Annotated in this window: 31 protein-coding genes and 2 pseudogenes; 15 read left to right on the forward strand and 18 right to left on the reverse strand. The window is 38.8% G+C overall.

The window, feature by feature from the left end; translation table 11 throughout:
- Positions 1 to 203: 203 nt before the first annotated feature.
- Both hrpA and ACX1N5_RS11675 read left to right on the forward strand, forming a co-directional pair.
- A complete protein-coding gene (gene hrpA / locus ACX1N5_RS11670; RefSeq protein WP_458802914.1) occupies positions 204 to 4,055 on the forward strand; it encodes an ATP-dependent RNA helicase HrpA in 3,852 nt (1,283 codons plus the stop codon).
- Positions 4,056 to 4,080: 25 nt separating this feature from the next.
- A complete protein-coding gene (locus tag ACX1N5_RS11675) occupies positions 4,081 to 5,184 on the forward strand; it encodes a beta-ketoacyl-ACP synthase III (RefSeq protein ID WP_458802912.1) in 1,104 nt (367 codons plus the stop codon).
- A 57-nt stretch (positions 5,185 to 5,241) separates the two neighbouring features.
- Here ACX1N5_RS11675 and proP read toward each other — a convergent pair whose 3' ends face one another.
- The 12 genes and pseudogenes from proP to ACX1N5_RS11735 form a co-directional block, all read right to left on the reverse strand.
- A complete protein-coding gene (gene proP, locus ACX1N5_RS11680) occupies positions 5,242 to 6,720 on the reverse strand; it encodes a glycine betaine/L-proline transporter ProP (protein ID WP_458802910.1) in 1,479 nt (492 codons plus the stop codon).
- 889 nt (positions 6,721 to 7,609) lie between these two features.
- The gene (locus ACX1N5_RS11685) at positions 7,610 to 7,894 is read right to left on the reverse strand and encodes a pyocin activator PrtN family protein (RefSeq protein ID WP_458802908.1); all 285 of its coding nucleotides are present in this window, start codon (positions 7,892 to 7,894) and stop codon (positions 7,610 to 7,612) included.
- Positions 7,895 to 7,943: 49 nt separating this feature from the next.
- Positions 7,944 to 8,093 (reverse strand): hypothetical protein, encoded by a 150-nt coding sequence (locus ACX1N5_RS11690; protein ID WP_458802906.1) that lies wholly within the window; start codon positions 8,091 to 8,093, stop codon positions 7,944 to 7,946.
- A gap of 49 nt (positions 8,094 to 8,142) precedes the next feature.
- Positions 8,143 to 9,087 carry a hypothetical protein gene (locus ACX1N5_RS11695; protein ID WP_458802904.1) on the reverse strand — a complete coding sequence of 315 codons (945 nt, stop codon included), beginning with the start codon at positions 9,085 to 9,087 and terminating at the stop codon, positions 8,143 to 8,145.
- A gap of 16 nt (positions 9,088 to 9,103) precedes the next feature.
- Positions 9,104 to 9,829, reverse strand: coding sequence for a hypothetical protein (locus ACX1N5_RS11700; protein WP_458802901.1), 726 nt, complete (start codon positions 9,827 to 9,829; stop codon positions 9,104 to 9,106).
- 12 nt (positions 9,830 to 9,841) lie between these two features.
- Entirely contained in the window at positions 9,842 to 10,444 is a 603-nt protein-coding gene (locus ACX1N5_RS11705) for a hypothetical protein (protein WP_458802900.1), read from the reverse strand.
- On the reverse strand, positions 10,401 to 10,619 hold the full coding sequence (locus tag ACX1N5_RS11710) for a hypothetical protein (RefSeq protein WP_458802898.1): 219 nt from the start codon (positions 10,617 to 10,619) through the stop codon (positions 10,401 to 10,403). The genes ACX1N5_RS11705 and ACX1N5_RS11710 overlap by 44 nt, the downstream gene beginning before the upstream one ends.
- A gap of 192 nt (positions 10,620 to 10,811) precedes the next feature.
- Entirely contained in the window at positions 10,812 to 11,663 is an 852-nt protein-coding gene (locus ACX1N5_RS11715; RefSeq protein ID WP_458802896.1) for an HNH endonuclease signature motif containing protein, read from the reverse strand.
- Positions 11,663 to 12,343, reverse strand: coding sequence for an OmpA/MotB family protein (locus ACX1N5_RS11720; protein ID WP_458802894.1), 681 nt, complete (start codon positions 12,341 to 12,343; stop codon positions 11,663 to 11,665). Before ACX1N5_RS11720 ends, ACX1N5_RS11715 begins: the two co-directional genes overlap by 1 nt.
- A complete protein-coding gene (locus tag ACX1N5_RS11725; protein WP_458802892.1) occupies positions 12,333 to 13,499 on the reverse strand; it encodes a hypothetical protein in 1,167 nt (388 codons plus the stop codon). The genes ACX1N5_RS11720 and ACX1N5_RS11725 overlap by 11 nt, the downstream gene beginning before the upstream one ends.
- A gap of 54 nt (positions 13,500 to 13,553) precedes the next feature.
- Positions 13,554 to 13,691, reverse strand: a pseudogene (locus tag ACX1N5_RS11730) (LexA family protein); the annotation flags it as partial.
- Positions 13,692 to 13,730: 39 nt separating this feature from the next.
- Positions 13,731 to 14,459 carry a LexA family transcriptional regulator gene (locus ACX1N5_RS11735; protein ID WP_458802891.1) on the reverse strand — a complete coding sequence of 243 codons (729 nt, stop codon included), beginning with the start codon at positions 14,457 to 14,459 and terminating at the stop codon, positions 13,731 to 13,733.
- Between the two features lie 109 nt (positions 14,460 to 14,568).
- On the opposite strand from ACX1N5_RS11735, the gene ACX1N5_RS11740 reads away from it, so the two are divergent.
- The 9 genes from ACX1N5_RS11740 to ACX1N5_RS11780 all read left to right on the forward strand — a co-directional run bounded on the left by ACX1N5_RS11740 (position 14,569) and on the right by ACX1N5_RS11780 (position 18,126).
- A complete protein-coding gene (locus ACX1N5_RS11740) occupies positions 14,569 to 14,793 on the forward strand; it encodes a Cro/CI family transcriptional regulator (protein ID WP_458802890.1) in 225 nt (74 codons plus the stop codon).
- 68 nt (positions 14,794 to 14,861) lie between these two features.
- A complete protein-coding gene (locus tag ACX1N5_RS11745; protein ID WP_458802888.1) occupies positions 14,862 to 15,167 on the forward strand; it encodes a hypothetical protein in 306 nt (101 codons plus the stop codon).
- Between the two features lie 10 nt (positions 15,168 to 15,177).
- Positions 15,178 to 15,492 (forward strand): hypothetical protein, encoded by a 315-nt coding sequence (locus tag ACX1N5_RS11750; protein ID WP_458802886.1) that lies wholly within the window; start codon positions 15,178 to 15,180, stop codon positions 15,490 to 15,492.
- On the forward strand, positions 15,485 to 15,775 hold the full coding sequence (locus ACX1N5_RS11755) for a hypothetical protein (RefSeq protein ID WP_458802884.1): 291 nt from the start codon (positions 15,485 to 15,487) through the stop codon (positions 15,773 to 15,775). Before ACX1N5_RS11750 ends, ACX1N5_RS11755 begins: the two co-directional genes overlap by 8 nt.
- A gap of 1 nt (position 15,776) precedes the next feature.
- On the forward strand, positions 15,777 to 15,938 hold the full coding sequence (locus ACX1N5_RS11760; RefSeq protein WP_155757290.1) for a hypothetical protein: 162 nt from the start codon (positions 15,777 to 15,779) through the stop codon (positions 15,936 to 15,938).
- The gene (locus ACX1N5_RS11765; protein ID WP_458802882.1) at positions 15,935 to 16,867 is read left to right on the forward strand and encodes a helix-turn-helix domain-containing protein; all 933 of its coding nucleotides are present in this window, start codon (positions 15,935 to 15,937) and stop codon (positions 16,865 to 16,867) included. Before ACX1N5_RS11760 ends, ACX1N5_RS11765 begins: the two co-directional genes overlap by 4 nt.
- Before the next feature lie 82 nt (positions 16,868 to 16,949).
- On the forward strand, positions 16,950 to 17,147 hold the full coding sequence (locus ACX1N5_RS11770; RefSeq protein ID WP_458802879.1) for a hypothetical protein: 198 nt from the start codon (positions 16,950 to 16,952) through the stop codon (positions 17,145 to 17,147).
- Positions 17,144 to 17,659: a RusA family crossover junction endodeoxyribonuclease gene (locus ACX1N5_RS11775; protein ID WP_458802877.1), complete on the forward strand. Its 516-nt coding sequence runs from the start codon at positions 17,144 to 17,146 to the stop codon at positions 17,657 to 17,659. The genes ACX1N5_RS11770 and ACX1N5_RS11775 overlap by 4 nt, the downstream gene beginning before the upstream one ends.
- Complete coding sequence (locus ACX1N5_RS11780; RefSeq protein ID WP_458802875.1) at positions 17,656 to 18,126, forward strand: hypothetical protein; 471 nt, start codon at positions 17,656 to 17,658, stop codon at positions 18,124 to 18,126. Before ACX1N5_RS11775 ends, ACX1N5_RS11780 begins: the two co-directional genes overlap by 4 nt.
- 202 nt (positions 18,127 to 18,328) lie before the next feature.
- Here ACX1N5_RS11780 and ACX1N5_RS11785 read toward each other — a convergent pair whose 3' ends face one another.
- Positions 18,329 to 18,652, reverse strand: a complete 324-nt coding sequence (locus tag ACX1N5_RS11785; protein WP_004752477.1) for a hypothetical protein — start codon at positions 18,650 to 18,652, stop codon at positions 18,329 to 18,331.
- A gap of 298 nt (positions 18,653 to 18,950) precedes the next feature.
- On the opposite strand from ACX1N5_RS11785, the gene ACX1N5_RS11790 reads away from it, so the two are divergent.
- The gene (locus ACX1N5_RS11790; protein WP_004752475.1) at positions 18,951 to 19,178 is read left to right on the forward strand and encodes a hypothetical protein; all 228 of its coding nucleotides are present in this window, start codon (positions 18,951 to 18,953) and stop codon (positions 19,176 to 19,178) included.
- Positions 19,179 to 19,620: 442 nt separating this feature from the next.
- On the opposite strand, the gene ACX1N5_RS11795 is transcribed toward ACX1N5_RS11790, so the two are convergent.
- Positions 19,621 to 19,923 carry a hypothetical protein gene (locus tag ACX1N5_RS11795; RefSeq protein WP_458802872.1) on the reverse strand — a complete coding sequence of 101 codons (303 nt, stop codon included), beginning with the start codon at positions 19,921 to 19,923 and terminating at the stop codon, positions 19,621 to 19,623.
- A 668-nt stretch (positions 19,924 to 20,591) separates the two neighbouring features.
- Between ACX1N5_RS11795 and ACX1N5_RS11800 the strand changes: the two genes are divergently transcribed.
- The 3 genes from ACX1N5_RS11800 (at position 20,592) to ACX1N5_RS11810 (ending at position 23,567) form a co-directional block, all read left to right on the forward strand.
- Positions 20,592 to 21,449: a C1 family peptidase gene (locus ACX1N5_RS11800; protein ID WP_458802870.1), complete on the forward strand. Its 858-nt coding sequence runs from the start codon at positions 20,592 to 20,594 to the stop codon at positions 21,447 to 21,449.
- 318 nt (positions 21,450 to 21,767) lie between these two features.
- On the forward strand, positions 21,768 to 22,220 hold the full coding sequence (locus tag ACX1N5_RS11805; RefSeq protein ID WP_458802868.1) for an SLATT domain-containing protein: 453 nt from the start codon (positions 21,768 to 21,770) through the stop codon (positions 22,218 to 22,220).
- Positions 22,221 to 22,325: 105 nt separating this feature from the next.
- Entirely contained in the window at positions 22,326 to 23,567 is a 1,242-nt protein-coding gene (locus tag ACX1N5_RS11810; RefSeq protein WP_458802866.1) for a hypothetical protein, read from the forward strand.
- A gap of 131 nt (positions 23,568 to 23,698) precedes the next feature.
- Here ACX1N5_RS11810 and ACX1N5_RS11815 read toward each other — a convergent pair whose 3' ends face one another.
- From ACX1N5_RS11815 to ACX1N5_RS11830, 4 genes and pseudogenes are all read right to left on the reverse strand, one after another.
- On the reverse strand, positions 23,699 to 24,529 hold the full coding sequence (locus ACX1N5_RS11815) for an HNH endonuclease (RefSeq protein WP_458802864.1): 831 nt from the start codon (positions 24,527 to 24,529) through the stop codon (positions 23,699 to 23,701).
- A gap of 2 nt (positions 24,530 to 24,531) precedes the next feature.
- Positions 24,532 to 24,933, reverse strand: a complete 402-nt coding sequence (locus ACX1N5_RS11820) for a (deoxy)nucleoside triphosphate pyrophosphohydrolase (RefSeq protein WP_458802862.1) — start codon at positions 24,931 to 24,933, stop codon at positions 24,532 to 24,534.
- 2 nt (positions 24,934 to 24,935) lie between these two features.
- The gene (gene xseB / locus ACX1N5_RS11825; RefSeq protein WP_111894212.1) at positions 24,936 to 25,130 is read right to left on the reverse strand and encodes an exodeoxyribonuclease VII small subunit; all 195 of its coding nucleotides are present in this window, start codon (positions 25,128 to 25,130) and stop codon (positions 24,936 to 24,938) included.
- A pseudogene (locus ACX1N5_RS11830) lies at positions 25,120 to 25,327 on the reverse strand (exodeoxyribonuclease VII large subunit); the annotation flags it as partial. The pseudogene ACX1N5_RS11830 and the gene xseB, both read right to left, overlap by 11 nt.

Genomic DNA, 25,327 nt, shown 5'->3' on the forward strand with positions numbered 1-25,327 from the left:
CACTTCTTACAATCAAGATTGTTATGTGCATCTATTGCAAGGTGATGACAGTCACAATCCTATTTCGCATCACTTTGACTCAATATGGCGATTCAGGGGTTTGAATTCAAGAGTTTGATTCAAAAAAACTTGAAAATGTAATTCTTTCTATCACGATCAGAGTCGAGTAAACTAGGCACTTTTATGTATGAGGATAGCATTCGGTGCAAAGTGATTTAAATATAGATCAATTGGTTATGGTGCGTGACCGACATCGTTTAAATCGACTAGGCAAAACGAAGGATGCAGATCAAAAGCAATACCAAGAATTATTTGAGAAATCGAATGCACAGGTAAAAGCGCGGTTTCAACGCTTACCCAAAATTAAACTCAACCAAGATTTACCTGTTACCCAGTATGCTGAGCGCCTGATTGCTGCCATTCAAAAGCATCAGATCATTATTGTTGCGGGTGAAACAGGCTCAGGTAAAACAACACAGTTACCACAAATTGCCATGCTTGCAGGACGTGGCTTAACAGGCATGATCGGGCATACCCAGCCTCGTCGTTTGGCAGCGCGCAGTGTGTCGCAGCGGATTGCCGAAGAAGTGGGTGAAAAACTCGGTGAGTCGATTGGTTTTAAAATCCGTTTTAATGAACAAGGCTCAAATGATTCAATCGTTCGTTTAATGACGGACGGGATTTTGCTGGCGGAACTGGCACATGACCGTTTTTTAACGAAATACGATACGATTATTATTGATGAAGCGCACGAACGCTCTTTAAATATTGACTTCATCATGGGCTATTTGAAGCAGTTATTGCCAAAACGCCCAGATTTAAAAGTCATTATTACCTCTGCGACATTAGACGTAAATCGCTTTAGTGAATATTTCCGTCAAGCCCCAATTTTTGAAGTCGAAGGGCGCAGTTTCCCTGTAGAAGTGCGCTATCGCCCAATTTCTGAGATGAATATTGGTGGGAGTGATGACGATGAGTTCGATGACTTTGAAGAAAACTTACCACGTGCTGTGGTGCAGGCCGTTGAAGAATGTTTTGCTGATGCTGCTGCAAAGGGGCATCCAGAACATGCTGATATTCTAATTTTTTCCAGTACAGAACAAGAAATTCGTGAGCTGCAAGAAACTTTGCAAAAATATGGCCCACGTCATACTGAAATTTTACCTTTATATGCGCGTTTGGCGCTTTCTGAACAGCAGAAGATTTTCAATCCAGGTGGGTCAGGTCGACGCATTATTATTGCCACCAACGTCGCCGAAACTGCGCTGACTGTTCCAAATATTCGCTACGTGATTGATAGTGGTTTTGCGCGTATTTCGCGCTATAGCTATCGTTCACGGGTACAGCGTTTGCCGATTGAAGCAGTGTCACAAGCAGCTGCCAATCAGCGTAAAGGTCGTTGTGGTCGTATTGCGGCAGGCGTCTGTATTCGTTTGTATAGCGAAGAAGATTTTTTAAGCCGCCCAGAATTTACCGAACCTGAAATAAAGCGAACCAACTTGGCATCGGTGATTTTACAGATGCAAAGTTTGGGGTTGGGCAATCTCGAAGAATTTGATTTTATTGAGCCACCTGATCATCGTCTGGTGAATGATGGTCGAAAGCTTCTGGTTGAACTCGGCGCGATGAGCGAACGTAAAAATGAGCTGACCAAAGTCGGGCAAATGATGGCGAAAATGCCGATTGACCCGCGTTTAGCTCGTATGATCATTGCAGGTTCGCATTTTGGGGTACTCAAGGAAATTCTGGTGGTGGTCAGCGCATTGGCTGTACAGGATCCACGTGAACGTCCTGCCGACAAACAAACTCAGGCAGATCAGAAGCACGCTTTATTTAAAGAAGCAGATTCAGATTTTCTGTTTTATTTGAAACTTTGGGATACGCTACAAAGCAATCGTGAAGTGATGACGGAAAACAAACGTCGCTCGTTTGCCCGTCAGCATTTTTTAAGTTGGCTGCGCCTACGTGAATGGCGACAGACCCATAAGCAGTTGGTCGAACTGGCTGAAGGTCTAAAACTGTCGTGGAATGACAAGCCTGCCAGTTATGAAAACCTGCACCGAGCCTTGCTCACGGGGTTACTGTCGTTTATTGCCAATAAAACCGATGAACGTAATGTCTATATGGCGGTGCGTCAGCAAAAAGCGCGTATTTTCCCTGCCAGTAGTTTGCATAAAGCAGGTGCTTCATGGGTGATGGCATTTGAAATGGTCGAAACCTCGCAGGTGTATTTGCGTACCTTGGCGAAGATTGACCCTGAATGGATTTTGCTGGCAGCACGTGACTTACTCAAATACCATTACTTTGAGCCACATTGGTCGAAGAAGTCGGGGATTGTGAATGCGTATGCCCAGATTTCACTGTTTGGTCTGATTATTGAGCCGAAACGCCTGATTAATTTTGAAAAGGTTGATCACGCCGCGTCGCATGAAATTTTCCTGCGTGATGCTTTAACGACAGGTCACTTGGGCATCATGCCGCCATTCTTGAAGCACAATTTACTCAAACTTGAGGAAGTTGAACGCGTTGAAGATAAATTGCGTCGCCGTGATCTGGTGGTGGATGAAGAAACCATCTATCAATTTTATGCAGCGCGTGTACCTGAAGAAATTGCCAGTCGCCGTGCTTTTGAAGACTGGCGTGCGACCATTGAGCCGAAACAGCCACGTTATTTGTTTGTAGAAGATGATGCACTTTGGCAAAGTGACCGTCCAACCACGCAGCAATTTCCTGATTATCTGCACAATGGCGAGCTGCGTTTAGCCACCAGTTACCGTTTTGACCCAAGTCATGATCAAGATGGGGCAACGGTCAAAATTCCAGTTCAGGCATTGCCGCAGGTTGATGAAAATATCTGGTCTTGGGGAATTCCAGGCTGGCATTTGGATTTGATCGAGGCCTTGCTCAAAGCCTTACCAAAAGATAAGCGCCGTAATATTGTGCCGATTCCAGATACTGCTAAAAAATTATTGAAAGCTGTAGATGCGGTGCATTTACGTGAGCATATTTTTAAATATCTAGCATTTGCGTTGCGTGGCGAACAAATTACGGAGAAAGATTTCTCGTTTGAGCGCATTGACCCGTATCTTATGCCATTTATTGTGGTGGTAGATGAAAAAGGACGTGTGATTGAAAAAGGGCGTGATTTGCCTGAACTCAAAGCACGTTGCCGTACGGAAACCCATCGACCAGTGAAACAGTCTGAGGGTGAGTTTCAAACTTTCCCTGAACAGTTCGTGTTTGAAGCGGCTCAGAAAGTCACGGGCGTGGTCGTCAAGCAATTTCAGGCACTTGTCCCGACCAAAGCCTTTGCTGAGCTAGATGCCAAAGACGAATCGGGTGTAGTGATTCAGACCTTCAATGATCAAGCCGAAGCCATGCATCAGCATAAGCAAGGGGTAATCCGTTTGGTACATTTGCAACTGGGCGATGCAATTCGACAGTTGAAAAAACAGATTTCCAAGCCGCTTGCTTTGGCTTATTCGCCACTCGGTGATAAAGCCAAACTGGAACAAATGTTGGTTTATGCCACTTTGGACGAAGCGATCAATGAGCTGCCTGTCGATGCCAAAGCTTTTGCAGAATTGGTCACGCAAGTCAAAAAGCAGTTTTTGACGCATGGTCAGCATATTTTAAGCCTGTTAAATGACATTCTGATTCCATGGCAAACCATTCGCCGTCAACTACTTACGCTTGATCAAGGAATCTTTGGCAAGAATATGGACGATATTGAAGACCAGTTAGACTTGATGCGTCTGGATAATTTCGTCTATACACAACCTTTGAGTTTGTGGCAAGAGTTCCCGCGTTATTTGAAAGCACTTATAATGCGACTGGAGCGTCTACCAAATAACTTGCAAAGAGATAATGCTGCCATTGATCAGGTCGACCCTTGGATGGAAAAATTATTCAAGCATAAAAATGACCCGAGACTACGTGAATTGTACACCATGGTTGAAGAGCTGCGAATTTCACTATTTTCACAGCCTATGAAAACCAAGATGCCAATTTCCGAAAATCGCTTGCAAAAGCACTGGCAACAGTTGGGTCTTTGATTTTTGAATCATTGAGGAATTTGACATGAGCGTTCGTATTACAGGGACAGGGTTATTTCATCCAGCCGAAGCGATCAGTAATCAGGAATTGGTCGCGAGCTTGAATGCTTATGTTGCGCGTTACAATGAGCAGTATGCCGAGAAAATTGCCGCAGGTGAGCTTGATGAGCTACATGGCTCAAGTGCCGAGTTTATTGAAAAAGCATCAGGTATCAAAAGCCGCTATGTGGTCGAAAAATCGGGAATTTTAGATATCGACCGCATGTATCCGCGCTTGGCTGAACGCAGTAATGATGAATTGTCATTACAAGCGGAGTGGGGCGTTATCGCAGCCAAACAGGCTATGCAACAGGCAAGTGTAACGGCAGACGATATCGATGTGGTAATTTTGGCATGTTCCAACATGCAGCGGGCTTATCCTGCGGTGTCGATTGAAATTCAGTCCGCTTTAGGCATTCAAGGCTACGCCTATGATATGAATGTGGCGTGTTCATCAGCGACTTTTGGCTTGAAACAGGCACACGATGCCATTCAGGCAGGTGCGCGCCGTGTCTTGATGGTCAATGTTGAAATTACCTCGGCACATCTCAACTTCAAATCGCGCGATTGTCATTTTATCTTTGGTGATGTGGCAACTGCGACAATTATTGAAGCAAGTGCTGATAAGGCGGGTTTTGAACTGGTAGATATAAATTTGCAAACTCAGTTCTCTAACAATATTCGCAATAACTTTGGCTTTTTAAACCGTTGTGAAGATGCCTTTGGCGATGGTTTGCTGTTTAAGCAAGATGGTCGTAAGGTGTTTAAAGAAGTGTGTCCATTGGTTGCTCAAATGATCAACCAGCAACTTGAGAAAAATCAGTTAAATGCTGATCAAATTAAGCGTTTCTGGTTGCATCAAGCCAATGCCAACATGAATGAACTGATTTTGAAATATGTGGCAGGCAAACAAGCAGAAGCTGCCCGCGCACCGATTATTTTAGATGAATTTGCCAATACTTCTTCAGCAGGTGTGATTATTGCGATGCATAAAACTGCACATGAAGTTGCAGTGGGTGAGTATGCAATCTTGAGTTCATTTGGTGCAGGTTATTCGGTGGGTACAGTCTTGCTGAAAAAAGTCGCTTAAATTGCAGTCTTTCAAATAAAAAAAGCCCAGAGATTGGGCTTTTTTATGGGATCAGGTTTAGTTAATTTTGGGATGCTGATCGGCTAGGTTTTGACGTTTACGTTGTAAATGTTCAATTTTCTGATCCAGAATATCAATTTTCTGTTCAATATGATCATGAAATTGTTCTAGTAATTCCTGAGCCTCAGCTTCACAGGTTGCCAATGGCGCAGCGCCCGTCAGTGGTTTGTTGGCAGTTTCTTTTAAATAAAATGCTGTGGCTAAGCCGAATACACCGCAGAGCATCAGATAGTAGGCAGGCATCATCAGGTTTTGAGTTATTTCGACCAAAGCTGCGGTTAAGGTGGGTGTTAAACCTGCAATCACCACCGAAATGTTAAAGGCGCTGGCAAGTGCACTATAACGAATCGCAGTCGGAAATAAGGCAGGCAATGTCGATGCCATCACTCCGATTAGCATATTCAATGAAAGAGCAAGAATCAGTAATCCTAAGAAAACTAAGGCAATAACATGGCTGTTTAGCAATAAAAATGCAGGATAAGATAGGAAAATCAGCATAAAACTCCCCATGAAAATAAATGGGCGACGCCCCCAGCGATCACTCAGCCAGCCAATTACAGGTTGTACAAACAACATGCCTATCATCACGGCAATAATAATCAGGACACCATGACTTTCTGAATAGCCTAAGTTATGCGTTAAGTAACTTGGCACATAGGTCAGTAACATGTAGTAGCTAACATTGGTACAAATCACTAAGCCCATGCAGATAAACAAACTGCGCGAATGCTGTTTAAAAATCTGTTGAATACTGAGTTTTTGAGGTTTTTCCTGTGATTCGCTATGCTGTTGAAATGTTGGTGTTTCATCTAAAGCATGGCGTAAATATAAACCAATCATCCCCAGTGGTAAGGCTAAGAAAAATGGCAAACGCCAGCCCCATTCTAAAAATTGGTCTTCGCCCACAAAGAAAGTAATCAGGGAAACCAGACCTGCGCCGAGCACAAACCCTGCAATCGAACCAAAATCCAGCCAACTGCCCATAAACCCACGTTTGCGGTCAGGTGAATATTCGGCAACAAAAATACTGGCACCTGCGTATTCGCCACCCACTGAGAAACCTTGTGCAATTTTGACAATAAACAACAAGATTGGTGCCCAAAGTCCAATACTGGCATAACTTGGAATCAGCCCAATACCAAAGGTACTCAGCGACATAATAATAATAGTGATGGCAAGAATTTTCTGCCGACCATATTTGTCGCCTAAAACACCAAAAAACAAACCGCCTAAAGGACGAAAAATAAACGGGATCGAGAACGTTGCCAGTGCCGAAATCATTTGTATGCTTGGTGAAGCATGTGGGAAAAACACTTTACCCAGTGCAAACGCGACAAAGCCATAGACGCCAAAATCAAACCATTCAATTGCATTACCAATTGCAGCAGCGGTAATGGCTTTTTTAGTTTTTTGCTGATCAATGATATTGATATCATCAATTTGTAAGGGCTGAGGTTTTTTTCTTAATTTGCGCATAATATTCCTTGTGAAATCAGAGAGCAAAAGCTGACCAGCTTTTGAAAAAACGGTCGGTGATTGACAAGAAATTGTTTCAACATGACAAGAGAAAATAAGTGCTTTAGAAAAAGCGAAATGAACTCATACTTATTTTTTCTTATAATGCTTAATTTAAAATGAAACAAATTCAAACATTTATTTATAATAATTGAATAAAAGATAAAAAATGTTTAAGTTCTGCTGACAAATAATGGCTAAAAAGCTGGCTTTTTGTAATCAAATGAAATTTTATTTATTTTTATGTGAGTAGCTTGAGGGAGAGGATATATCCATTTTTATATGATCCCACAGCGACAAAAATCTTTTAGACAGCATTTTTGTCCCTGAAAATTTATCGTTCATGCATTTCTCGATCAATTCACCTAAAGTTTTTCCCACTTATTCAGCTTCTAGATTTAAAATAGCGGAGTTGATCAGAATCTCAGTTTTAATACGATTAACCCATTTTTAAATCGATCGCTTCTTGTCAGAGAGCTTTGTTTTAATTAGTAGAGGTAAATCCTTACGGTTTTCGTATTTGTGTTTTGTATCGTTTACCATCAGCTGTTGAACATTCTCAATTACACCCACTATTTATGTCATATAAAAATGACGTCAAGAGCCGAATTTTGATGTAAAGAATGACTGGGAATATTAAAGAAGGTTTGAAATTTTTTGAAATGTGGAAAATAGAAAATTGAGCAAAAACAATGTGATTTCAGAATTGTTTGATCACTCAAAGCGCAACCAGATTTGGGTTGCGCCGATGGCAGGTGGGAACGACTAAATTATAAAATATAATTAAAACAGTAGTATAGGTGTTTTTGTGTGGTGCAAGGTGCAAATATGGTGCAATTGGCTATGAACTTTAAAAATTCATAGCCTCCCAATCTTTTCTTGATTCCTTCTGTAAAGAATCCAGCCACAAAGCAACATCAGATAAGTTTACAAAATATTCAGATTTATTACCATCTACCTTAAATGCTGGGAAAGGTAGTCTACATTTTGCTGCTCGTTGCTTTGCTACAGCAATATCTAAATGTGGCATGTAATCACCCACAATATCTCTTAAGGCAACTACAGGCTTCTTGTACCGCAAAATTAGCATCATTGATGTATCTAGGTTTTCATTTTGATTTGAAGAAGCTCTCATGCTTTTTCCTCCGCATGATCTGTATCGAGTTGATGAATTGCAGCCATACTTATCTTCTAGTTCTCCACAGTGCTTCTTTAAACTTTGCATCGACAAGTAGTTGGTCAATTTCAGATTCAAGAACTTTGTCAAAAACGTGTGTCATATGTTTGCCAAAAATGGTTAGTGTTTTAGTAGTTGTTGAGTATTTCCAGCCCATAATTTTCTCCGAATCATGGGATACAGGAATTCCTGTATCCCTCATATTTTTAGTTTTCTAGTTCAGCGCGGCGTTTACGGATACATCCCATAAGCTTTGGCTGAATGTCAGGATGGCGCGCAGATACATCAATCTCTAAAGCATCCAATGTTGTTAGATCAGGCGCATTTTCAATTTGGACCATAAGAGAGGGCGGAGTGGGTGGTATCTCTTTGTTTTGTGCATCAAGCTCGATAAGGCGTTTATTGATTGCATCAAGTAGAGGTTTACGTTGATCTTCAGTCCAGTCGGTTGTGTACTTGACCAATGCATTCGCTTCAGCAACAGTTTTAGCACTGGCGGCGCGATCAATCAGATCATTAAGCTTTTGCTCATATGTAAAATGATTCTCTGCAGCTTTCACAGATTCCTGAAATGATGTCTTTTTTGCTGCATCATTTGATACTGAATTTTGGTCATTAGCCTTAGGCTCATCAATATTTTGAGTATAAATAGGCTCGTTTGCAGGAATGCCAACGCTCTGATCTTCTTTTTTCTTGCGTGTTCTACGCTGCTTAGGTTCATCATGTGCAACAGTTAGAATATTAATCTCACCACATTCACGGCCCATCAATTTAGAAAAGGCTTCCAATTGCAAACGTGCATTTTCAGTATCAGCCTGAGCAAAACCTCGCTCAATTGCAGCATTCAAAGCTTGAATAGTTGGGTTGTATTTGTACCAGTACATGCCAGTCATAGGCTCTATGACATAAACATCTTGATCAGCAACAACATCAGCAAGCGTTAGTGGTTTGGTAAAACTAATTCCAGCCACTTCAATTTTTTTAATTTCAATGGTGAACTCAAATCCAACCTTTGCCCAAATATCTGCAGCAAACTCAGCAACAGGGCGAAAGTCAGTCAATAGAGTACTTTCAGTTGAACGAACAAGAATGTTTTTACCCGCGAGCATAGCTTGGAATGCTTCTTGTACAGCGACTAATTTAGTATTCATTTTTTTATCCATTTATTCAGTGATGTAGCGACTGAGATTGTTTTTGAGAGTTTTTTGAAATTTGTTCCCAACCTTCTAGATCTCGTTTTGCTTTACAGGCATTTATAATGTTTTGCTCATAAGCTGTTCCTTTAAGTGTGTTGTAAACAGCTTTCAAGATGTTTGGATCAGTCGCACGTTGGATGGCATTTAGGCCATCTTGATATAGTTGGTCTATGCTACGTTTGGGCTTTTGCTGTTGGGCTGCATTTTGATTTTGCTGTTGGTGATTATCGGAATGATGGTAATCGTTGGCATACTCGATATATTTTGAGTCATCCCAAAGGCCACCAAAGATGTCACCAGCAAAACCTAGGTAACTCATAGCTTTAACAACAGCATCGGTTACAGATTTTTTAGGCGCATCTTCATCATATTTTTTTGAGCCATTGGAAGTTTTGTACATGGCTTTGGTTCCGCCCATGTGCTCAGTCACACACTTTTTCCCATCCTTGATATACCAGAATGAAACCAATGCCCAATGCATGATTGTGAACTCATCAAATCTCTCAAAACCTTGGCTTTTGACTTCAATCCCCCAGTTTTGACCACAAGGGCCAAACTCTTGAGTAGCACGTTGCACCAACCAGTAAGGTTGAGGGGATGAACCTTGATAGTCCTTACCTGTGATTTTCTTAACTTTCTTAGGATCGGTTACGCAAACACTATTCCACAAGTCCATGTTTTTATTTGAATCTGTCATGACTATTTCCCCTTATCGAACCGAAAGACCACGTTGTTGGCGTTTAAACTTCTTATAATCAGGCGACTGAAATAAGCCAGTTTTCTCAAGCACTTTGTTGTATTCAGCTCTTTGTTCTGCTGAGCGCGCTTTCGAGATATAACCAATCAACTTTTCAGATAGGCTGACAGGGGATAGGCTTCCGTTAGATTCCTTGAAAAACTCAAAGTCTTTAAGCGCCGTGTTTGCATTTGCACCTACAACACGCTTCAGAACATAAATGCTAGGCTTGTCAGTACCAACGCGATAACGCTCGTTGTTTTCACCATCTAGACCTAAGTATTCACAGAAGAATGTCTTAGCACGCAGCTTACGGTCGCGGTTGTCCATATCCTCAAAACTTGAAGATGAGAAACGGAACTTTAGAAAGCCTGTGTAGAAGTCGCATACGCAGACATTTGAATGGCTATCGAGAATTGACCAGTCATTTGTGTCAACTTCAGCAAATTCGATTTTGATGTGCTTAGCCAGTGCTTCAAAGATTTGCTCAGGGCTAAGGCGTTGAGGGATATACGCTTGAGCATTCATATACTTAACCCCCAAACAGTCCATAAACAACACCAGTAATAACCGCATAGCAGATCGTTCCACCAACCGCAAAGAGTGTAAATTCACGAGCATTCGCTAGGATAACTTTAGTGCGGCTAAGGCGTTGCTCTTGAGCTGTAGGCTCACGATATAGCACTTGGGTTGTTTGACTTTTGTTAGAGTCAAATTTTGGGGTTTGACTGTGTGATGCACGTTGAGACATAATGACCTCGCAATTTGTTTGTAAAGCCCTCCCGATTCCAGTCTGTGAGGGCTTTTTATTGGGTACGAGGTAAATATTAGGTAAACCTAATTAATAAGTCAATAGGTATTCCTAATAAAATTAGATAAACCTAATTTTTATGTTTTAATAGACAAAAACCTCACATTTGTGAGGCTTTCAAAGTAAGGGCGATTACCGATCAAGTAATCCTAAAAATGAATTATAGCGAGGTGATCCTATCATACGCTCATGGCCTGGTTGTAATGCGTGGCATCCAATACAAAGAACTTGCAGGTTATTCTGAGCGTTATTGAATTTTTGACGATCGATATGGTGTACGTCTAAAAACTGATGATGATTAGGATGAGATAAATCAATTTGACACAATGAGCACTGCCAGCTTGCTTGTATTCGAATTTGCTTACTGATAGACGACCAATTAGTCGGATACTTATTACTTTGAGCCTGATAAAAGGGAATAGCTCTCTCTACAAACAAAGAAACGATATATGTCCTGAAAAATTCCTCAACATTAAATTCTTCAACTGCTTTTGCCTTATCTGCAGGTGAGTTCACGTTATGGGAACCAAAGCCCTTATAATTCACGCGAAGCAAACAGTTTTGGCACACTTTAAGCTCTCTGACCTGTCTACCTTTTTTAATACCTATGGATGATCCAACGTAATCAACATCAAACAATCCATCTGTACGATGAGTTTCAACGTAACGGCTAAAGCCCTTTTTTCTGCGTTGATCGATTAGTGTATTGCAGTTAGCAAAATGGAATTTTGGCTCATAATCACTAAAGCTGAAAATATGCATTAAAACTAAATCTCTTCGACCATCAGGGTATTCTTTATATAGAAGATTTGATTTAGAAATTTTAACATCTGATTTTGATAACTCTTTAATTACAATGTCTTGAGGAAGAACTAATGATGGCGTATTCCCATATTTAGCAAAATGGCCATCAGGTATTTTCAATTCCCGTCTTAACTTTATAATTTTTTGATCAAAATTAAAGTTAGGTAGCTCAATACTCATTACTGTGCCACCTTAAGCATCTCATTTAATCGATTATCAGCATTAGTTTTAATACGAATCTCGACACGTTGGGATGCTATTGAATTTTCACTACCATCTTTATTAAGAATAGGATGTGATGAGGATAATCCATTTGCTGTTACATGCTTTTTTAGCCAATCTTTGTGATGAATGCTGGGCATGGTAAGTACATGTTGCAGTACAGTCTGAGTTCGAGCTTGAGATAATTGCATGTTTGCAAAATATGCATTTTCTGGAGGAAAGCCTTGCCCCCATTTACTTGATGTATGACCTTCAATGCGTATTTCTTCAATACTGTTTTTGAATTTATCAGAGTAAATAATATTAATATATCTTGGAAAAAAATCATTTAAAATCGAAGCGAATTTTGGCTTTAATACAGACTCACCTGTGTCAAATAATACATCTGGAGAGTTAAAACGCACTACAAGTGCTTGTGGATCACATTCAGCATGCCATTCACCTAAATTTTTAGCAAATTCATTACATAATGTTTTTCCTAAATTATTTTTAACATCTTGATAATCACTAGCAACGTGATTAATTCGAGACATATAGAGAATGGCGATGAGCATGAATATCATCATCAAGCCAGTCATTAAGTCAGCTAAGGGTATCCAATGACTTTCATCTGATTCTACTTTTTTTTTAAAGAACATTTGATGACCTATTGTTTCCGTTAACAGTTCTATAGGTATTAATCAAAGATTCATTTAACAGTTTATGATCTTTAATCATTTGTTCCATGAGTGTTGCTGCATTCTTTCCAAGAGATTCAATTGATATACTGATGGCTTTCTCAATACCAGCAGTTAAAATTTCCGTTTGACTTGCTGTTTTAGAAATTGAACTATCAATAGTTTCATTAAATTTTTGTGATGAATTAGAAATCTGTTCACTAATATTGATAATTTTATGCTCAATTTCAGGTATTTCTTTTGATGTCACTGTGACCAAACTATTGAGGTCAGTGAGTAGAGATTTTAGTGCATACAATTGCTCTTGAAATAAGCTCAATTGTTCATTCAATGCTTCTGATGTGGTATGGAAAATCTCAGCATGTTCAACCAAAGAAACGTATCGATTCGTTGCGATCTCCATAGACTCAGTGCTTTTTTGAATCTGAACTTCATACTGTTTTTGCCAGTTAATTAAATGGTTCACAGCTTCTGCAAGGTCTTTGAAGTTATCTGCAATATGATCTGTAATCGTGACTTGAAAGTCTTGAAGAACCTCCCTCAAGGCATTAATCAATTCTGCTGTAGCACCTTCTCTAATTTGATCAAGTGCATTCTCTTGCACTTCAATTAATCTATCAAATTGTTTTTTATTTTCATCCTTAAATAGAGCGACTTGCTCAGCAATATTTGTGCTGATATCCTTACCAAGTGATTTAGTGAAATTCTCAAGTGCTCTTATGAGATCACTGTTATCTTTGCCTTTAACACTATTATTAATATTTTGTAATTCTTTCAGCATATCATTAGGTGTTACTTCTAATTCCTTAGGTGCATTCTGCATATAATTAAAGTGCTTTAATTTAATTATTACAGCACCACCAACACCAACTACAGATGCCCAGAAAGCAGTTCTTAAACTAGCCAGTAATGATGGTATGCTTGCTTCAATATTCTTTGAATCAAAATTCCATAGCCCTAATGCTATTCCAAAGAAAGTAAAAAATATACCAAGTGTTGTTAATATAGTAGGAGAATAAACTGCATTATCTGGTGTAAATTTAAGTAAGTAATAAACCCAAAAACCAAAAATAATAAAAACCGCTATAGCAGTAAATATAATATGAAAATCAAACATGATAAACCTATATAAAGATAATGTTACTTATTAACTAATATTGATGTTAATAATTTTTTCTAACTCTTTTGCCGTTACACAAAGAGCATTTGCTAATTCAAGTATTGATCCAGTTGATTTGGGGTTGTCAGTTTCTAAGTCCGAAATTAAGGATTGCTTCATATTTGATTTCTGACTCATTCTTTTCCCAATCTAATAATTATATAAACCCTACCTTTGTGGGGTTAGTGTTTATGGTTTTACTAATGCAATTTCTAAGCGACCAACAAAGTTAATTGAGTTTAATTCTTCATTTGTAATGAACTCATCTGGATACCTTGTTTTGTCAGGGTTATCACTTGCTAATCTCACAGTTTTTCCACCTGAATAACTTACAAAAATTCTTTTCATTCTTAACTCATTATTATGAGTAAAGATATAAACATTGCCATTTTTAAGGTTATCTGGGTCTTTATCTGATATATCAACAAATAAAGGGCTATCAGGTGCAACGGTAGGCCACATACTGTATTCAGCAGAATAAATGATTCTTAGATTTTCAGGCTTGGTTTGAACACCCATAATTTTTAAGATATATGGATCTATATCTAGGTATTCACTTACATCTTCCAAAAAGTGTTCGATGCCAGAACCACAAGAAGCTTTAATATCTTTATAAACAGGGATTCTTACATTTGTAGACTTACGCTCCCCACTTCTAAATTCAATGGGAGCGATTTTTATATCGCTATCTACTCTTTCAGGCGATCCATTGCCAGTCGCTAACCAAGTCGTATTAACATTAAGGAATTTAGCAGCACGTACTAAGTTTTCACCTTCCATAGTTTTTGATTTTCCTGAAAGCCAATCACTAACAGAAGGTGGTTTTACTCCAACTGCACGTGCAAGTTCTACACCTTTAATTTTTTTAGGTGGTAGTACTTCCATTGAGTATCTAAGACGTTCGGCAAGAGTGTTCATACGGCAATCCTTACAATGTTAGGAAATCCTAACATAAATTAAATTAGGTATTCCTATTGATTAAATATAAGGAATACCTAATAATATTATTGTTGATTAGGAGAACATTATGAATGACAAGCAATTCATTAAGGCTCTCGGTGGACCATGTTCTGTGGCTCGAATGCTAGGAATTAAACCTCCATCCGTTTGTGGTTGGGAAAAAATCCCAGAGGATAAAAAAATTCGACTAGCAGTTATTGCTGAGGATATGGGTATTACTACTCGTAAAGAGCTTTTCCCTGATACGTATCATGAAATTTGGATAGAACTGCGTAACACAGCAGTTGTATAGAGAAAAAATTATGGGTCTTGATAAGAAGTCCACACAAGCAAAAAAATGAAGTGGCATGAGGATTTTGTATGTCAGAAAAGCTAAACGAAAGTATCACCTTTAAAGTCACATACGAAGAAAAGCGAGAGCTTGAAGCTATAGCGAAAGCTGAAAAAACCGATGTTTCTAAATTAAGTCGTGCTTGCATGAAAGCAAAAATCCAAGAGGTTAAGGAATACCTCAATTCTCTTAGAGAGTTGGATCGTCTTACCACAGATACAGTGGATATGCCTTTTTTTGAATTAACGTCCGTACCACTACAAAAACCACAGGCACAAAAAAAGCCCAGTTGTTACGACCAACTGAGCTTCTCTTGCCATTCAGCTATTAACTGAACGAACACTTATGACGAATTTAACACAACAACTTAGCACAGGCAATTCCAGTGCTCTTAACAGCTTTTGCGAGTCAGTCTTGGAAAAACCAACGATCCAATGCAACTGGTGCAACCAGTTATTTAAAGAGCAGCAACTCGCTCAAAACCTATTTGACGAAGAAGCAGGAGAGTACTTCGATGGTTGCCCACACTGTAAAACCGATCAGCGCCTTACAGATCTGCCGCCATCACCGAACCTGATCGATCAATTTATTGCATCAGGTGAATTTGATCAGGCACTGCTAGAGGCAATCACAAACTTGGTTGAGGGAAAGAATGCATGACGAACGCCCAGCAAAGCCAAATTTAGATCGAATCAACCGAATCCGACAATGGCACACAGCAGCAATGTGTGTCTTTGACGAAATGTTTAAAACGGCACAAGACAACTTGGCCAAACGCAATTACACCATCAGTAATGCGGCTGTGCGCCGTGAAGATTTTAGAAAAGCCCTTGAATGGGAGTTTTGCCTTCACTGGAGTATCACAAAAGAGATTGAAAGAAGTCTTGCTGATTCAGGTGTGATTGAAAGATTTGGCGGTTATGCCAAAAGAAAGGGGAAATAACGTGAAATTACAGCAGCTAGAACATCCGTGCTCAGGTAAATGCACTGAATTCAAAACTGAACCATGTGGCACATGCCTTGTTCAGCATGAAGAACCTCAACAGCTAGATGATGTGGAAAAGCATCACCAACGAGCACTTGAAGCCCAAGGGGAGATTTCATGAGTCTTGATGCAACCATATGGGCTTGGCGTACCCGACAAAAGCAAACCAAGGGTGGATGCCTTAAACCACTCAAAAAACTTGTACTACTTTCACTTGCTGATCGAGCAGGTGAAGATCACTGCGCTTATCCAAGTGTAGGACGTTTGGTAGAAGATACAGAGATGGATCGTAAAACTGTCTTAAAGATCATTGATGAACTGGTTGAAGACGGTTTTATTGTTGATACAGGTGAACGAAAAGGTCGAACCAAGCAGATCAAAGTCTATCGTTTGGTCGGTGTAAAAGGACGTGAAAGTGTACCAACAACGGTACTCTTTGACGTGTCTGAAGATGAAATAAACAGTACCAATCTTGGAACAGTTCCAACAGTGGAACAGTTCCATCAATTCGCCGAAAGAGTCCCAACAATTCCGTTAAAGAGTCCCAACAATGGGACACGGAATCTATCAAAGAATCTACCAATAGAATCTAAAAATAAAAAAACATGGCTTTGCTTAAAAAAACTTGAAGAAGAACTTGGTTTGATCGCCGATGCAGAAACCATCGAGCAGATCAAAACTGCCAACTGGTTCAAGCGAGAGCAAAATGCATTTGAGGCTTACAACGCAGACAAGGATCTATGTGGTGAGCTCATGCATTACCACTTCGCAGACTGGCTGTTGAACGCACGATTGAAATACCAAACCCGAGAACAGCAACCTGCAGCACAAAATCAAACAGCAAAACCGAAAAAGCTTTCTGAAAAACAAATCAACCTGTTTGCCCAAAAGCTAGCACACCATCCCGAAGTATCAAGCAAGTTTGCAGAAGCAGGGGAAAGCTATGAGCAGCTTACAGCACGTATTTCTGTGAAGCTGACCAATCCTGAACAACGTAAAAAACTTGTGCCGTATCTCAAGCAAGTTGGGTTTGAAGGGAATTTCGAATGAGTGGCCAAAACCTAGTCCGACTTGCATGTGCTGCATTTTTCTTAATCTGGTTCGGAGCAACAATTCAAAAGGAGGGCTTACTATGGTGATCGAGGTAGGTGACATCGTTTTGTATGATGCTACGGTGACAAAGGGCGACTGGCAACCTAAGGGTAATTTAGTAGTTCAGCGTATTTGGAAAGGGAAGTACTGCAACGTGATAAGCGCCGTGGATAGCCTAGGTAAGGAGTTTATTGGATCTGAGGATATTTTTAAGTTATTGAAGAAGGGGGATCAATGACTTACATCGTCACAAAAGCTGAATTTAAGCGCTTGATGCAAAAGAGGAACAAGCAAGATCAAACTGAGAAAAAGAAGGTTGATCCAAACCCTATACCTAAAGTTCCTGCGGATCAGGTGCAAGGTACTGTGTTTAAACCCTCAAGTGATGATGTGCTTATTGAGTTTGAGATATTAATGACACCTCCAACTGTAAACCACTATTGGGTAGAAGCTGGCTATCGTGGCCGTAAATATTTAAGTCATCGGGCACATCACTTTCGCGCCGTGATTCAGCGTTTTGTGCAGCCAATCAATTATTCAGGAGAAGTACAGGTTTTTATGGAGTATCACGTACCCGACAAAGTAAAACGTGATGCCGATAATGTCGTTAAGCCAATTTTTGATGCTTTGATGAAAGCACAATTGATCTGTGATGATTCGCAGATATCAAACTTTGTCATGATGAAACAGCCTGTTTTTAAAGGCGGAAAATTAAAAATTAAAGTTGTTAAGGGTCAGGTGAGCGTATGAGTACCAAAAGCAATGCAGAGTTACTTCTTGAAGCTATTGAGGATTTACATAATCAAGAACAGATTGTGACACGTGAAACTCTTTCACAGCTTACAGGGCTTAAACTTTCAATTATTGATGATCGCCTAAGTTACTTGGTTGATTCAGGGTACATTATTCGTGTACAGCGCGGTGTGTTTATTCCAGCACCTAAGCATCGCCCATCACGGCTTATGTCAAAAACAGTACTTCCTGACGGTACGGTGAAGATTGATATTGGGGATAATGATGTACTGACTCTTACACCACGTGAAGCACGTGCGCTTGGCAATCTTATGGTTGCTGAAGCTATGCAGTATTCCAATATTGAGATGGGGCATCACATGGCCATACTACAGAGTGAAGTGACGAGTCAGGTGCGTAAACTTAACAGACAGGTCAGCGATTTGCTTGATGTAGGTAAGCAAGGTGAATTGTTGAGCGAGTGATTGTGACCAATCATGAAATGGCAAGAAAAATTGCATGGCAGTTTGATTTTAAAAATAAGTTAAGTGAACTGACTATTGATCGAAATTGTAGAACTGTTGCCTTTGCAAATGGTCAGTAGTTTGATGTGAAACTAAACTAGTTTAATTGTAAAGATTAATTAAGAGAAGCCACCGAAAGGTGGCTATTTTTTTAATTAGTTTTTTAATTCAAGCATTCATTATAAACTTCGTTCATAAATTTAACTTTAATCCGAGTTTGTTGATCTTTATCACTGTACATCGGGTATTCGTATGCACGTTCAGCCATCTCAATAGCTGCATTTTCAATGTCATAAGATAATTTGTCATGTTCGGTATTGATAGATTTAATATCGCTAATCACATTAGAAAGAAATTTTCCATCTTGTCTATCCGATATATATTTCAATCCCATTTTAGCCATACTTTCACAAAATACAGTTCTATCTGCTAAGGCTGGAGTGGAAAATAGAATACATAATATAAGTGTTATAAATTTAGTTTTCATAAATATCCCCTAAAACCTCAAACTACCCAACAACCATAAAAATATCAATACCCCTCTAATGCATGACCGCCATCCCATAAATAAATGATTATTAAGCCCAAATGAGGTTTAGTGTTAGTGATCATGTCAGAAAAGAAAGTAATTGATTTGAAAAATCGAGCTTGATTATGAAGTCTTTGCTTGTATCTGACAGCTGGTTTTCAGGGCTGGCGTTGTTTGAGTGTTTCCATATTTTAATTTTTTACGTGGTATAGTGGGGTGAAATTCTCAGAATATTAATAATTTAAAAGAGGAAGCTATGCGCTTATTTATCCTTGTTTTTTGCTTCGCTTTATTAGGATGTGCTAAAGATAATAACAGCAAGCCTATTTATGGTAAGGAATCTGGGTTACCTGCAAATTGTAGAGCTTACGTACAAGTAAGTATAAATGATTGGCGGAATAAAAAATATTCTACTGAAGACATAATGAATGGTCTTGAGCGTAATTGTGGTGAGAATGGATCTCTATGGGACTATAAACCATAAAAAAGCGCCTTATGGCGCTTTTATTTATTTTGATGCATATTTAGTTCCATCCTTACCTGTATAAGGGTTTACATTGCCTTTTGTATCGAAGTTATCTAATTGAGTTGAGTTATTATGTGACTTTTCATATGACGCAACGTAAGTCCCATTCTTTTTAGTGTACCCTGAAACTCTTGTATGAGATGGGTTGGTGTAACCTGATCCCGTCATTCTTGACGACGAGTAATGGGATGAGCCACCACCTTTTGCAAAACAAGTAATTGAAAGAATTGATAGTGCGAAACATGTAAATACTTTTTTCATTATAAATCCCCATAGAAACAAGGGTTTTATAACACGTTTAATTACCAAATAGAATAATGAAGCTTTGTGTTATCTGTTTGATGCTAATGAATTTGCTACTTATATGAGAAAAGCCCTTTATAGAGAAAGGGCTTGAAGTTTAGAAGCCGTGGTAGCTTTCTTTGTAATAAATATATTGGAACTGTTTAAATGCAATATATGCGCAAATTAGAGTAGGCGTCATATAAGCAGCAAAAAGACCAATTTGGAACCCGATAAAATGTTCTTCTAAGTATTGACCTACATCTGGATAGAGGAAAATAGCTCCTTTTATGATAATTGGAGAAAGTTTAAGAAAAACAGATGATAATAAGACACCAATCAAAACAATGCCTAACGCCTGCACCTTTCCGCTTAAGAAGCAGTTAGAAACCCAATCAAAAAATCTGATTATTAAATCCATAGAAGACCCTCTTTATTTTAGGAGTTTATAATTTTGCTTATTACTTATCCAAAATAAAGGTGGTTTTGCATTAGCGCGACATTATTTAACGCACTGATGCAGTTAATTAAACTGCAACCAGCATGATTGAGACGGAGTAAGTAAGGTGTCATGTCAGGTGCGAAAGTTATCATGGAAGGTTGAGGATTTGTTGGGGAGTGGGAAACAGGGGAAGTTGTTGTAATGACTAACATTTCTATCTTTAAAATTTAAAACACTTACTATTTTAGTTTTATTTTATTAAGTTGCTGTTTTGTTTAAAAATATTATTTTCATAATAGACTGATTTTATAAAAAATATATTGCTTTTAGATGGAATTGATTAAATAATAACCAACATACTTGGTTCATATAGTGATTATGCTAAGTATTAGGTGATTCACAAAAGATAGCATTTAGATCAACAATATTGAATAAAGAACTAGCTTTTCTAATTAAAATATCTATCAAGGAAGAATATGAAATAACAAAAGCTGGGAGCATGAATCTGAATAGATTAATCATCGACTTTATATGATTTTTTTTTCAGATAGTTGAGAGTTAATTTCGCTGATCTAAAAATAGCTTGGCTATATACGAGAGAATGATCGATTGTTATACCAAGCTTTCCATATATTAGGAGAAGCATAATGCACACAATAAATGGACATGGACTTGGTTGGCACCGTGATCTTCCAGATTTTAGGGATCATACGGAAACTACAGAGGATGTTGCTAAAATTTTAGAGAAGTCAAAACCTCTCAAGATTGCAAAGAAATCATTACCAACTTCTATTGACCTTAGACAATTCTGTTCACCAATTGAAGATCAAGAGCAGCTAAGTTCATGTACTGCAAACGCAGCTGTTGGTATGCTTGAGTATTTTGAGCGTAGAACATTTGGGAAGTACATTGATGGATCAAGGCTATTTCTCTATAAAGTTACACGTCAGCTTCTAGGCTTCACTGGAGATAATGGTGCATACCTACGAGATACAATGAAAGCTATGGTTCTTTTTGGTATACCACCAGAACGATACTGGCCTTATGATTCAGAGCGGTTTAATGATGATCCAACACCATTCTGTTTTTCCTATGCTCAGAATTACCAAGCTATTGAGTATTTCCGACTGGATCTTCCTGGAATGCAAACACAGACTGTTCTTACTAATATTAAAACCAAGTTGGCAGCTGGTTTCCCTTCTATGTTTGGCTTCTCAGTATATAGTTCTATGCCATCATCAGGTGATGGACAAGGAGTGATTCCATACCCTTCTCAAGGCGATACTTTGGAGGGTGGACATGCTGTCCTTGCTGTTGGCTATGATGATAGTAAAAAGATTGGAAATACTAAAGGTGCCTTTCTTATTAGAAATTCATGGGGTACTCAATGGGGCGATAGTGGCTATGGCTGGCTTCCATACGCATATGTTGAGAATGGCCTCGCTAATGATTTCTGGAGCATGGTAAAGGCTGAGTACATAGATACTGATTTATTTAATGCCTAGACTAATAATCTAAATCACTATACATAGGTTTAATCCGGGTGAAAGTGTGCTTGATATGTATGAACAAGGACAGGTTTCTCAGTACTCACTGGCCTAAAATGGCTAGCATGCTTAAGAGTAGTGTAGTCCATAAGGATAAAGATTTAACGGAGAAGTATTCAATAAATGAAGCATAAACTTTAGCAGTCATAATATTTTTTTCTTGCTGTAAGTCAGGCGTAGGTTAGGTGCGTCGTGAACTTAATGAACTGGCTTATAGCAGGATATGTATATGATGAGTTAAAGCAAGATCTAGGTTTTTAACATAGGGAACCAGACATGATTAAATATAAAACACAAAGTCAGTACTTACACCAACAAATTCATGATCGGCTTACACAGCTTGATTCGTCCATTAAATATTATCGGTCACGGCATTATAGATACCAATATGTTGGAGTCATTTTATCAGTGTTGATCACCCTTGTTTTGGGTTCTAAGTCGACTATTTGGCAACCTGATCAGGCGAGTAATATATTACTGGTGCTTGGAACTATAGCCACTGTAGTAGCGACCCTGGGCACTTTTTTTTCACCTCAGCAATCATGGCATTTGACAGCCGAGATTTATGGACGACTTCGTGCACTAGAGGCAACTTTAGAGTTTAATGAGCGATCTCCTGACTTTGATAAGAATGAAAGTATAATTCTTGAAAAGGTTTTTAACGAATATCAAAAGATTCTCACTGATTACAATAAGAAATGGCAGGATCTTCGTCACAAATCGAAATGAGTGCATTGTTGCTTAATCAAGAGATCATTTGATGATGGGTATCTATTTGATTTTGCAATAAAAAATAAAGCAAGTGCTTAAACTTATAATAAAAAGGGAATAATTATGAACAGTGAAGACACTACTGGAAGTCAAATAGATCAAAAACTCGTTGATAGTCGAAAAGCTTTGCAATGGCTGACTAAGGCCATGTTAATTTGCCTGATAAGCGTGATAGCGTATGCCATAGCCACTCAAACAAATAGTATCGGTTTCGCTGCTATAGCAAGTATAGGAATCTTGCTTAGTGGTGCATCTGCTTTTATTGGTGGAGTATTGGGTTTTCTATTTGGAATTCCGCGAACACTTGAACAAGAGGAAGAAAAATCCAACACAAAACTGAATTCCATAAGCACAGAGGCGGGAACTTCTACTCCTCATATAGGTTATCGTGTTAACACAAACTTAGAAGAAATTTCTGATTGGCTTACAAAGATTATTGTGGGAGTGAGTCTTACACAAATTTCTGCTATTCATAGTAATTTCATGTCACTTATTACATTTATAGATTCAGGACTAGGTTCTCAAACTCATGGAAAGGTATTTGCAGCAGCTCTTTTATTATATTCGGCTGTTCTTGGATTTCTGTTTGGTTATCTTTGGACGAGACTATTTTTGGCTGGTGCATTAAGAAAGGCAGATCAAGATGCTATCGGCAATTTAGCGACTAAGGTAGAAACTACAGAGCGTAAACTGAATGCCTTCCAGAAACAGTCTGAACAAGATGCTAATGCGTTAAATCTTGCGTATCGTCAACTGAATCCAAGTTCGGATTTACCACAAATTACCCAAGGAGAGCTTGATTCTGCAATTGCTGTAGCTTCACAGCACATCAAGATTCAAATATTAAATAAAGCATGGCAGGTGCGTAGCGAGAATTGGCAAGACGTTAAAAATAAGCCCAAGATGGAACTTACGATTCCACTGTTCAGGGCTTTAATTCATAATGACTTGGCAAATCGCTATCATATAAACCACGGACAACTAGGTTTTGCATTGAAAGATAAGATAGTGCCGGAATGGGAAGAAGCAGAACGTGAACTTACACTAGCAATAAAGATACGTGGCCCTTGGAGGGAACAGGGCTGGCTATTTTATGAATTCAATCGAGCAATTTGTAGGATTCAAAATGATCCAATGATTGTTCAAAATCTTCCAACCGATACGGATAGAAAAAATCAAATTCTTGAAGATTTACGTGCAGCGATCCACTCTAAAGATATAGAACAGATATTAAAATCTGATCCTACAATTAATAAATGGATGTCCTTAAACAAAATCGATTGGGATAGTCTAAATAATGACTAACAGGCATTTGTGTGTGAATACTTTTTAACCTTTATTTCTAGAAAAAAGGTTAAAAAGTATATTGTATATATTAGAGTGAATTTGACAGCTACCATTCAGATCAACAACCAGTCAGGTTATTTCTATACAGATTAAATATTTAGTAAAAGAAAGTTTCTCTCCTGCAAATGCTTCCTATCAACAATAGAATTTACAATATGCATCTTCTTATGGCAGTTAGGGCAAAGTGCCACAGTGTTTTCAGCTTTATCAGCACCACCATGAGCCAACCATTCAATATGGTGTGTTTCTAAGTATGGCTCACCAAACCGATCTTTAAATGGGGCAGGCTGGTCACATAACTGACAAATGCCATTTGCTAAGCGCTTTGCTAATTGAACAATAGCATCGGAACGAATGTAGTACTTTGTGCTGGTATTACGATAGCCAACTTCAGTTTGAGAAGAAGCATTTGCTTCAGCAAGGAGTTGTTCAGTAGATTTCTTCTTAAACTTGCGCTGTTTCTTCTGACTCGTTTGAATAATTGTTTCTGTGCTAATCACAGCATGTGGATCTAACAACTTAACTGGAAATACCCATACACGGCGCAGTTGATTATCCTTATCTGGTTGCGTTTGCTGATATGGAGCACTCGTAAGTTCGACCGGACCTTGATAGATATATTCTTTATCCGTGAAAACTTCAAAAAGATGAACAGAAACGCCGTTAGTTTTGCTTTCAGCCAAAGTCCTATTCTGGGTTTTTAGTTCTTGATCACCAGTTTGTCCCATTCCAGTGTAGTGCAACTCATCTCCAATCCATTTATCTTCATAAATCGATTCAACATGATTTGAAATAATCACGAGAGTATTTGTCTTGAGGGATCTACGCATACCCCCTTGAGGTGAACAACCAAAATATTCACATAGCTCTGTATTATTTAATGTGGTGCCAGGTACTAATTCTTTGAAATTTTTCAACATACTCAAATCTTATTATCAAGTAAATAATTAACAATCGGGAGATCCGCCGCAGCCCAATCAAGCTGCTCTAACTCCTCAGTGACACACCATTTTATCGCTTTATGTTCTGTTAATACTAATTTTTCAATGGCATCTGCTTCACACAAATAAGTGGCCAACTGAATATTAAAATCAGGGTAGGTGTGGTCGACAGTTAAAAGATATTTAGTAACCTGGATATCAAGCTTAAGCTCTTCTTGTATTTCTCGTATGAGAGCTTGCTCTGGTGTCTCATTCAATTCAACTTTACCGCCAGGGAATTCATACGTATTGGAAAGATATGAAAACTTATGCTCGCCTTTAAGTGCACATAGAATTTTGTCCTGGTGCACAATAACTGCAGCAACAACATGTAAGGATTTCATCATCATTCCTTAAACGTCTCATCTAAAGCCTGTTGCACGGCTTCAACACGTGACTTACAGGCTTTATAAGCATCCATTGATTCTTCAACGATCTTCATCAAATTATCAATATCAGGTTCTTCCTGAGATTCAAGCAACTCAGCATTGCGCTTTAAAATGTCATAACCTTCTTTAAAGCTTAGTTCTTTATCTGTCATTTGAAATTACCTGTGTAACATGGGCTTCAATTACGCCGTCTTGCATTTCGACTGAAATGGATGAATCTGAAATCTGTTGAATGGAACGAATTGCTTTACCGTTTGAGCGAACAATACCGTAACCCTTAGACATGACTTGCTTTGGGTTCTGCAGTAGCGTTTCTCTTAAAAGCGATTCAATCTGTGAAGATGCAGTT

Source organism: Acinetobacter sp. ANC 4636 (assembly GCF_054454555.1).

Coding starts and splice junctions, on each gene's coding strand:
- ACX1N5_RS11715 (WP_458802896.1), bottom strand. CDS start 11,663: ATGAGTATTGAGCTACCTAACTTTAATTTTGATCAAAAAATTATAAAG.
- ACX1N5_RS11700 (WP_458802901.1), bottom strand. CDS start 9,829: ATGACAGATTCAAATAAAAACATGGACTTGTGGAATAGTGTTTGCGTA.
- ACX1N5_RS11735 (WP_458802891.1), bottom strand. CDS start 14,459: ATGAACACTCTTGCCGAACGTCTTAGATACTCAATGGAAGTACTACCA.
- proP (WP_458802910.1), bottom strand. CDS start 6,720: ATGCGCAAATTAAGAAAAAAACCTCAGCCCTTACAAATTGATGATATC.
- ACX1N5_RS11780 (WP_458802875.1), top strand. CDS start 17,656: ATGAGTACCAAAAGCAATGCAGAGTTACTTCTTGAAGCTATTGAGGAT.
- ACX1N5_RS11815 (WP_458802864.1), bottom strand. CDS start 24,529: ATGTTGAAAAATTTCAAAGAATTAGTACCTGGCACCACATTAAATAAT.
- ACX1N5_RS11685 (WP_458802908.1), bottom strand. CDS start 7,894: ATGAGAGCTTCTTCAAATCAAAATGAAAACCTAGATACATCAATGATG.
- ACX1N5_RS11675 (WP_458802912.1), top strand. CDS start 4,081: ATGAGCGTTCGTATTACAGGGACAGGGTTATTTCATCCAGCCGAAGCG.
- ACX1N5_RS11810 (WP_458802866.1), top strand. CDS start 22,326: ATGAACAGTGAAGACACTACTGGAAGTCAAATAGATCAAAAACTCGTT.
- ACX1N5_RS11820 (WP_458802862.1), bottom strand. CDS start 24,933: ATGAAATCCTTACATGTTGTTGCTGCAGTTATTGTGCACCAGGACAAA.
- ACX1N5_RS11755 (WP_458802884.1), top strand. CDS start 15,485: ATGCATGACGAACGCCCAGCAAAGCCAAATTTAGATCGAATCAACCGA.
- xseB (WP_111894212.1), bottom strand. CDS start 25,130: ATGACAGATAAAGAACTAAGCTTTAAAGAAGGTTATGACATTTTAAAG.
- ACX1N5_RS11805 (WP_458802868.1), top strand. CDS start 21,768: ATGATTAAATATAAAACACAAAGTCAGTACTTACACCAACAAATTCAT.
- ACX1N5_RS11750 (WP_458802886.1), top strand. CDS start 15,178: ATGACGAATTTAACACAACAACTTAGCACAGGCAATTCCAGTGCTCTT.
- ACX1N5_RS11740 (WP_458802890.1), top strand. CDS start 14,569: ATGAATGACAAGCAATTCATTAAGGCTCTCGGTGGACCATGTTCTGTG.
- ACX1N5_RS11690 (WP_458802906.1), bottom strand. CDS start 8,093: ATGGGCTGGAAATACTCAACAACTACTAAAACACTAACCATTTTTGGC.
- ACX1N5_RS11725 (WP_458802892.1), bottom strand. CDS start 13,499: ATGTTTGATTTTCATATTATATTTACTGCTATAGCGGTTTTTATTATT.
- ACX1N5_RS11785 (WP_004752477.1), bottom strand. CDS start 18,652: ATGAAAACTAAATTTATAACACTTATATTATGTATTCTATTTTCCACT.
- ACX1N5_RS11745 (WP_458802888.1), top strand. CDS start 14,862: ATGTCAGAAAAGCTAAACGAAAGTATCACCTTTAAAGTCACATACGAA.
- ACX1N5_RS11795 (WP_458802872.1), bottom strand. CDS start 19,923: ATGGATTTAATAATCAGATTTTTTGATTGGGTTTCTAACTGCTTCTTA.
- ACX1N5_RS11770 (WP_458802879.1), top strand. CDS start 16,950: ATGGTGATCGAGGTAGGTGACATCGTTTTGTATGATGCTACGGTGACA.
- ACX1N5_RS11775 (WP_458802877.1), top strand. CDS start 17,144: ATGACTTACATCGTCACAAAAGCTGAATTTAAGCGCTTGATGCAAAAG.
- ACX1N5_RS11695 (WP_458802904.1), bottom strand. CDS start 9,087: ATGAATACTAAATTAGTCGCTGTACAAGAAGCATTCCAAGCTATGCTC.
- ACX1N5_RS11800 (WP_458802870.1), top strand. CDS start 20,592: ATGCACACAATAAATGGACATGGACTTGGTTGGCACCGTGATCTTCCA.
- ACX1N5_RS11710 (WP_458802898.1), bottom strand. CDS start 10,619: ATGTCTCAACGTGCATCACACAGTCAAACCCCAAAATTTGACTCTAAC.
- ACX1N5_RS11790 (WP_004752475.1), top strand. CDS start 18,951: ATGCGCTTATTTATCCTTGTTTTTTGCTTCGCTTTATTAGGATGTGCT.
- ACX1N5_RS11705 (WP_458802900.1), bottom strand. CDS start 10,444: ATGCGGTTATTACTGGTGTTGTTTATGGACTGTTTGGGGGTTAAGTAT.
- ACX1N5_RS11720 (WP_458802894.1), bottom strand. CDS start 12,343: ATGTTCTTTAAAAAAAAAGTAGAATCAGATGAAAGTCATTGGATACCC.
- ACX1N5_RS11765 (WP_458802882.1), top strand. CDS start 15,935: ATGAGTCTTGATGCAACCATATGGGCTTGGCGTACCCGACAAAAGCAA.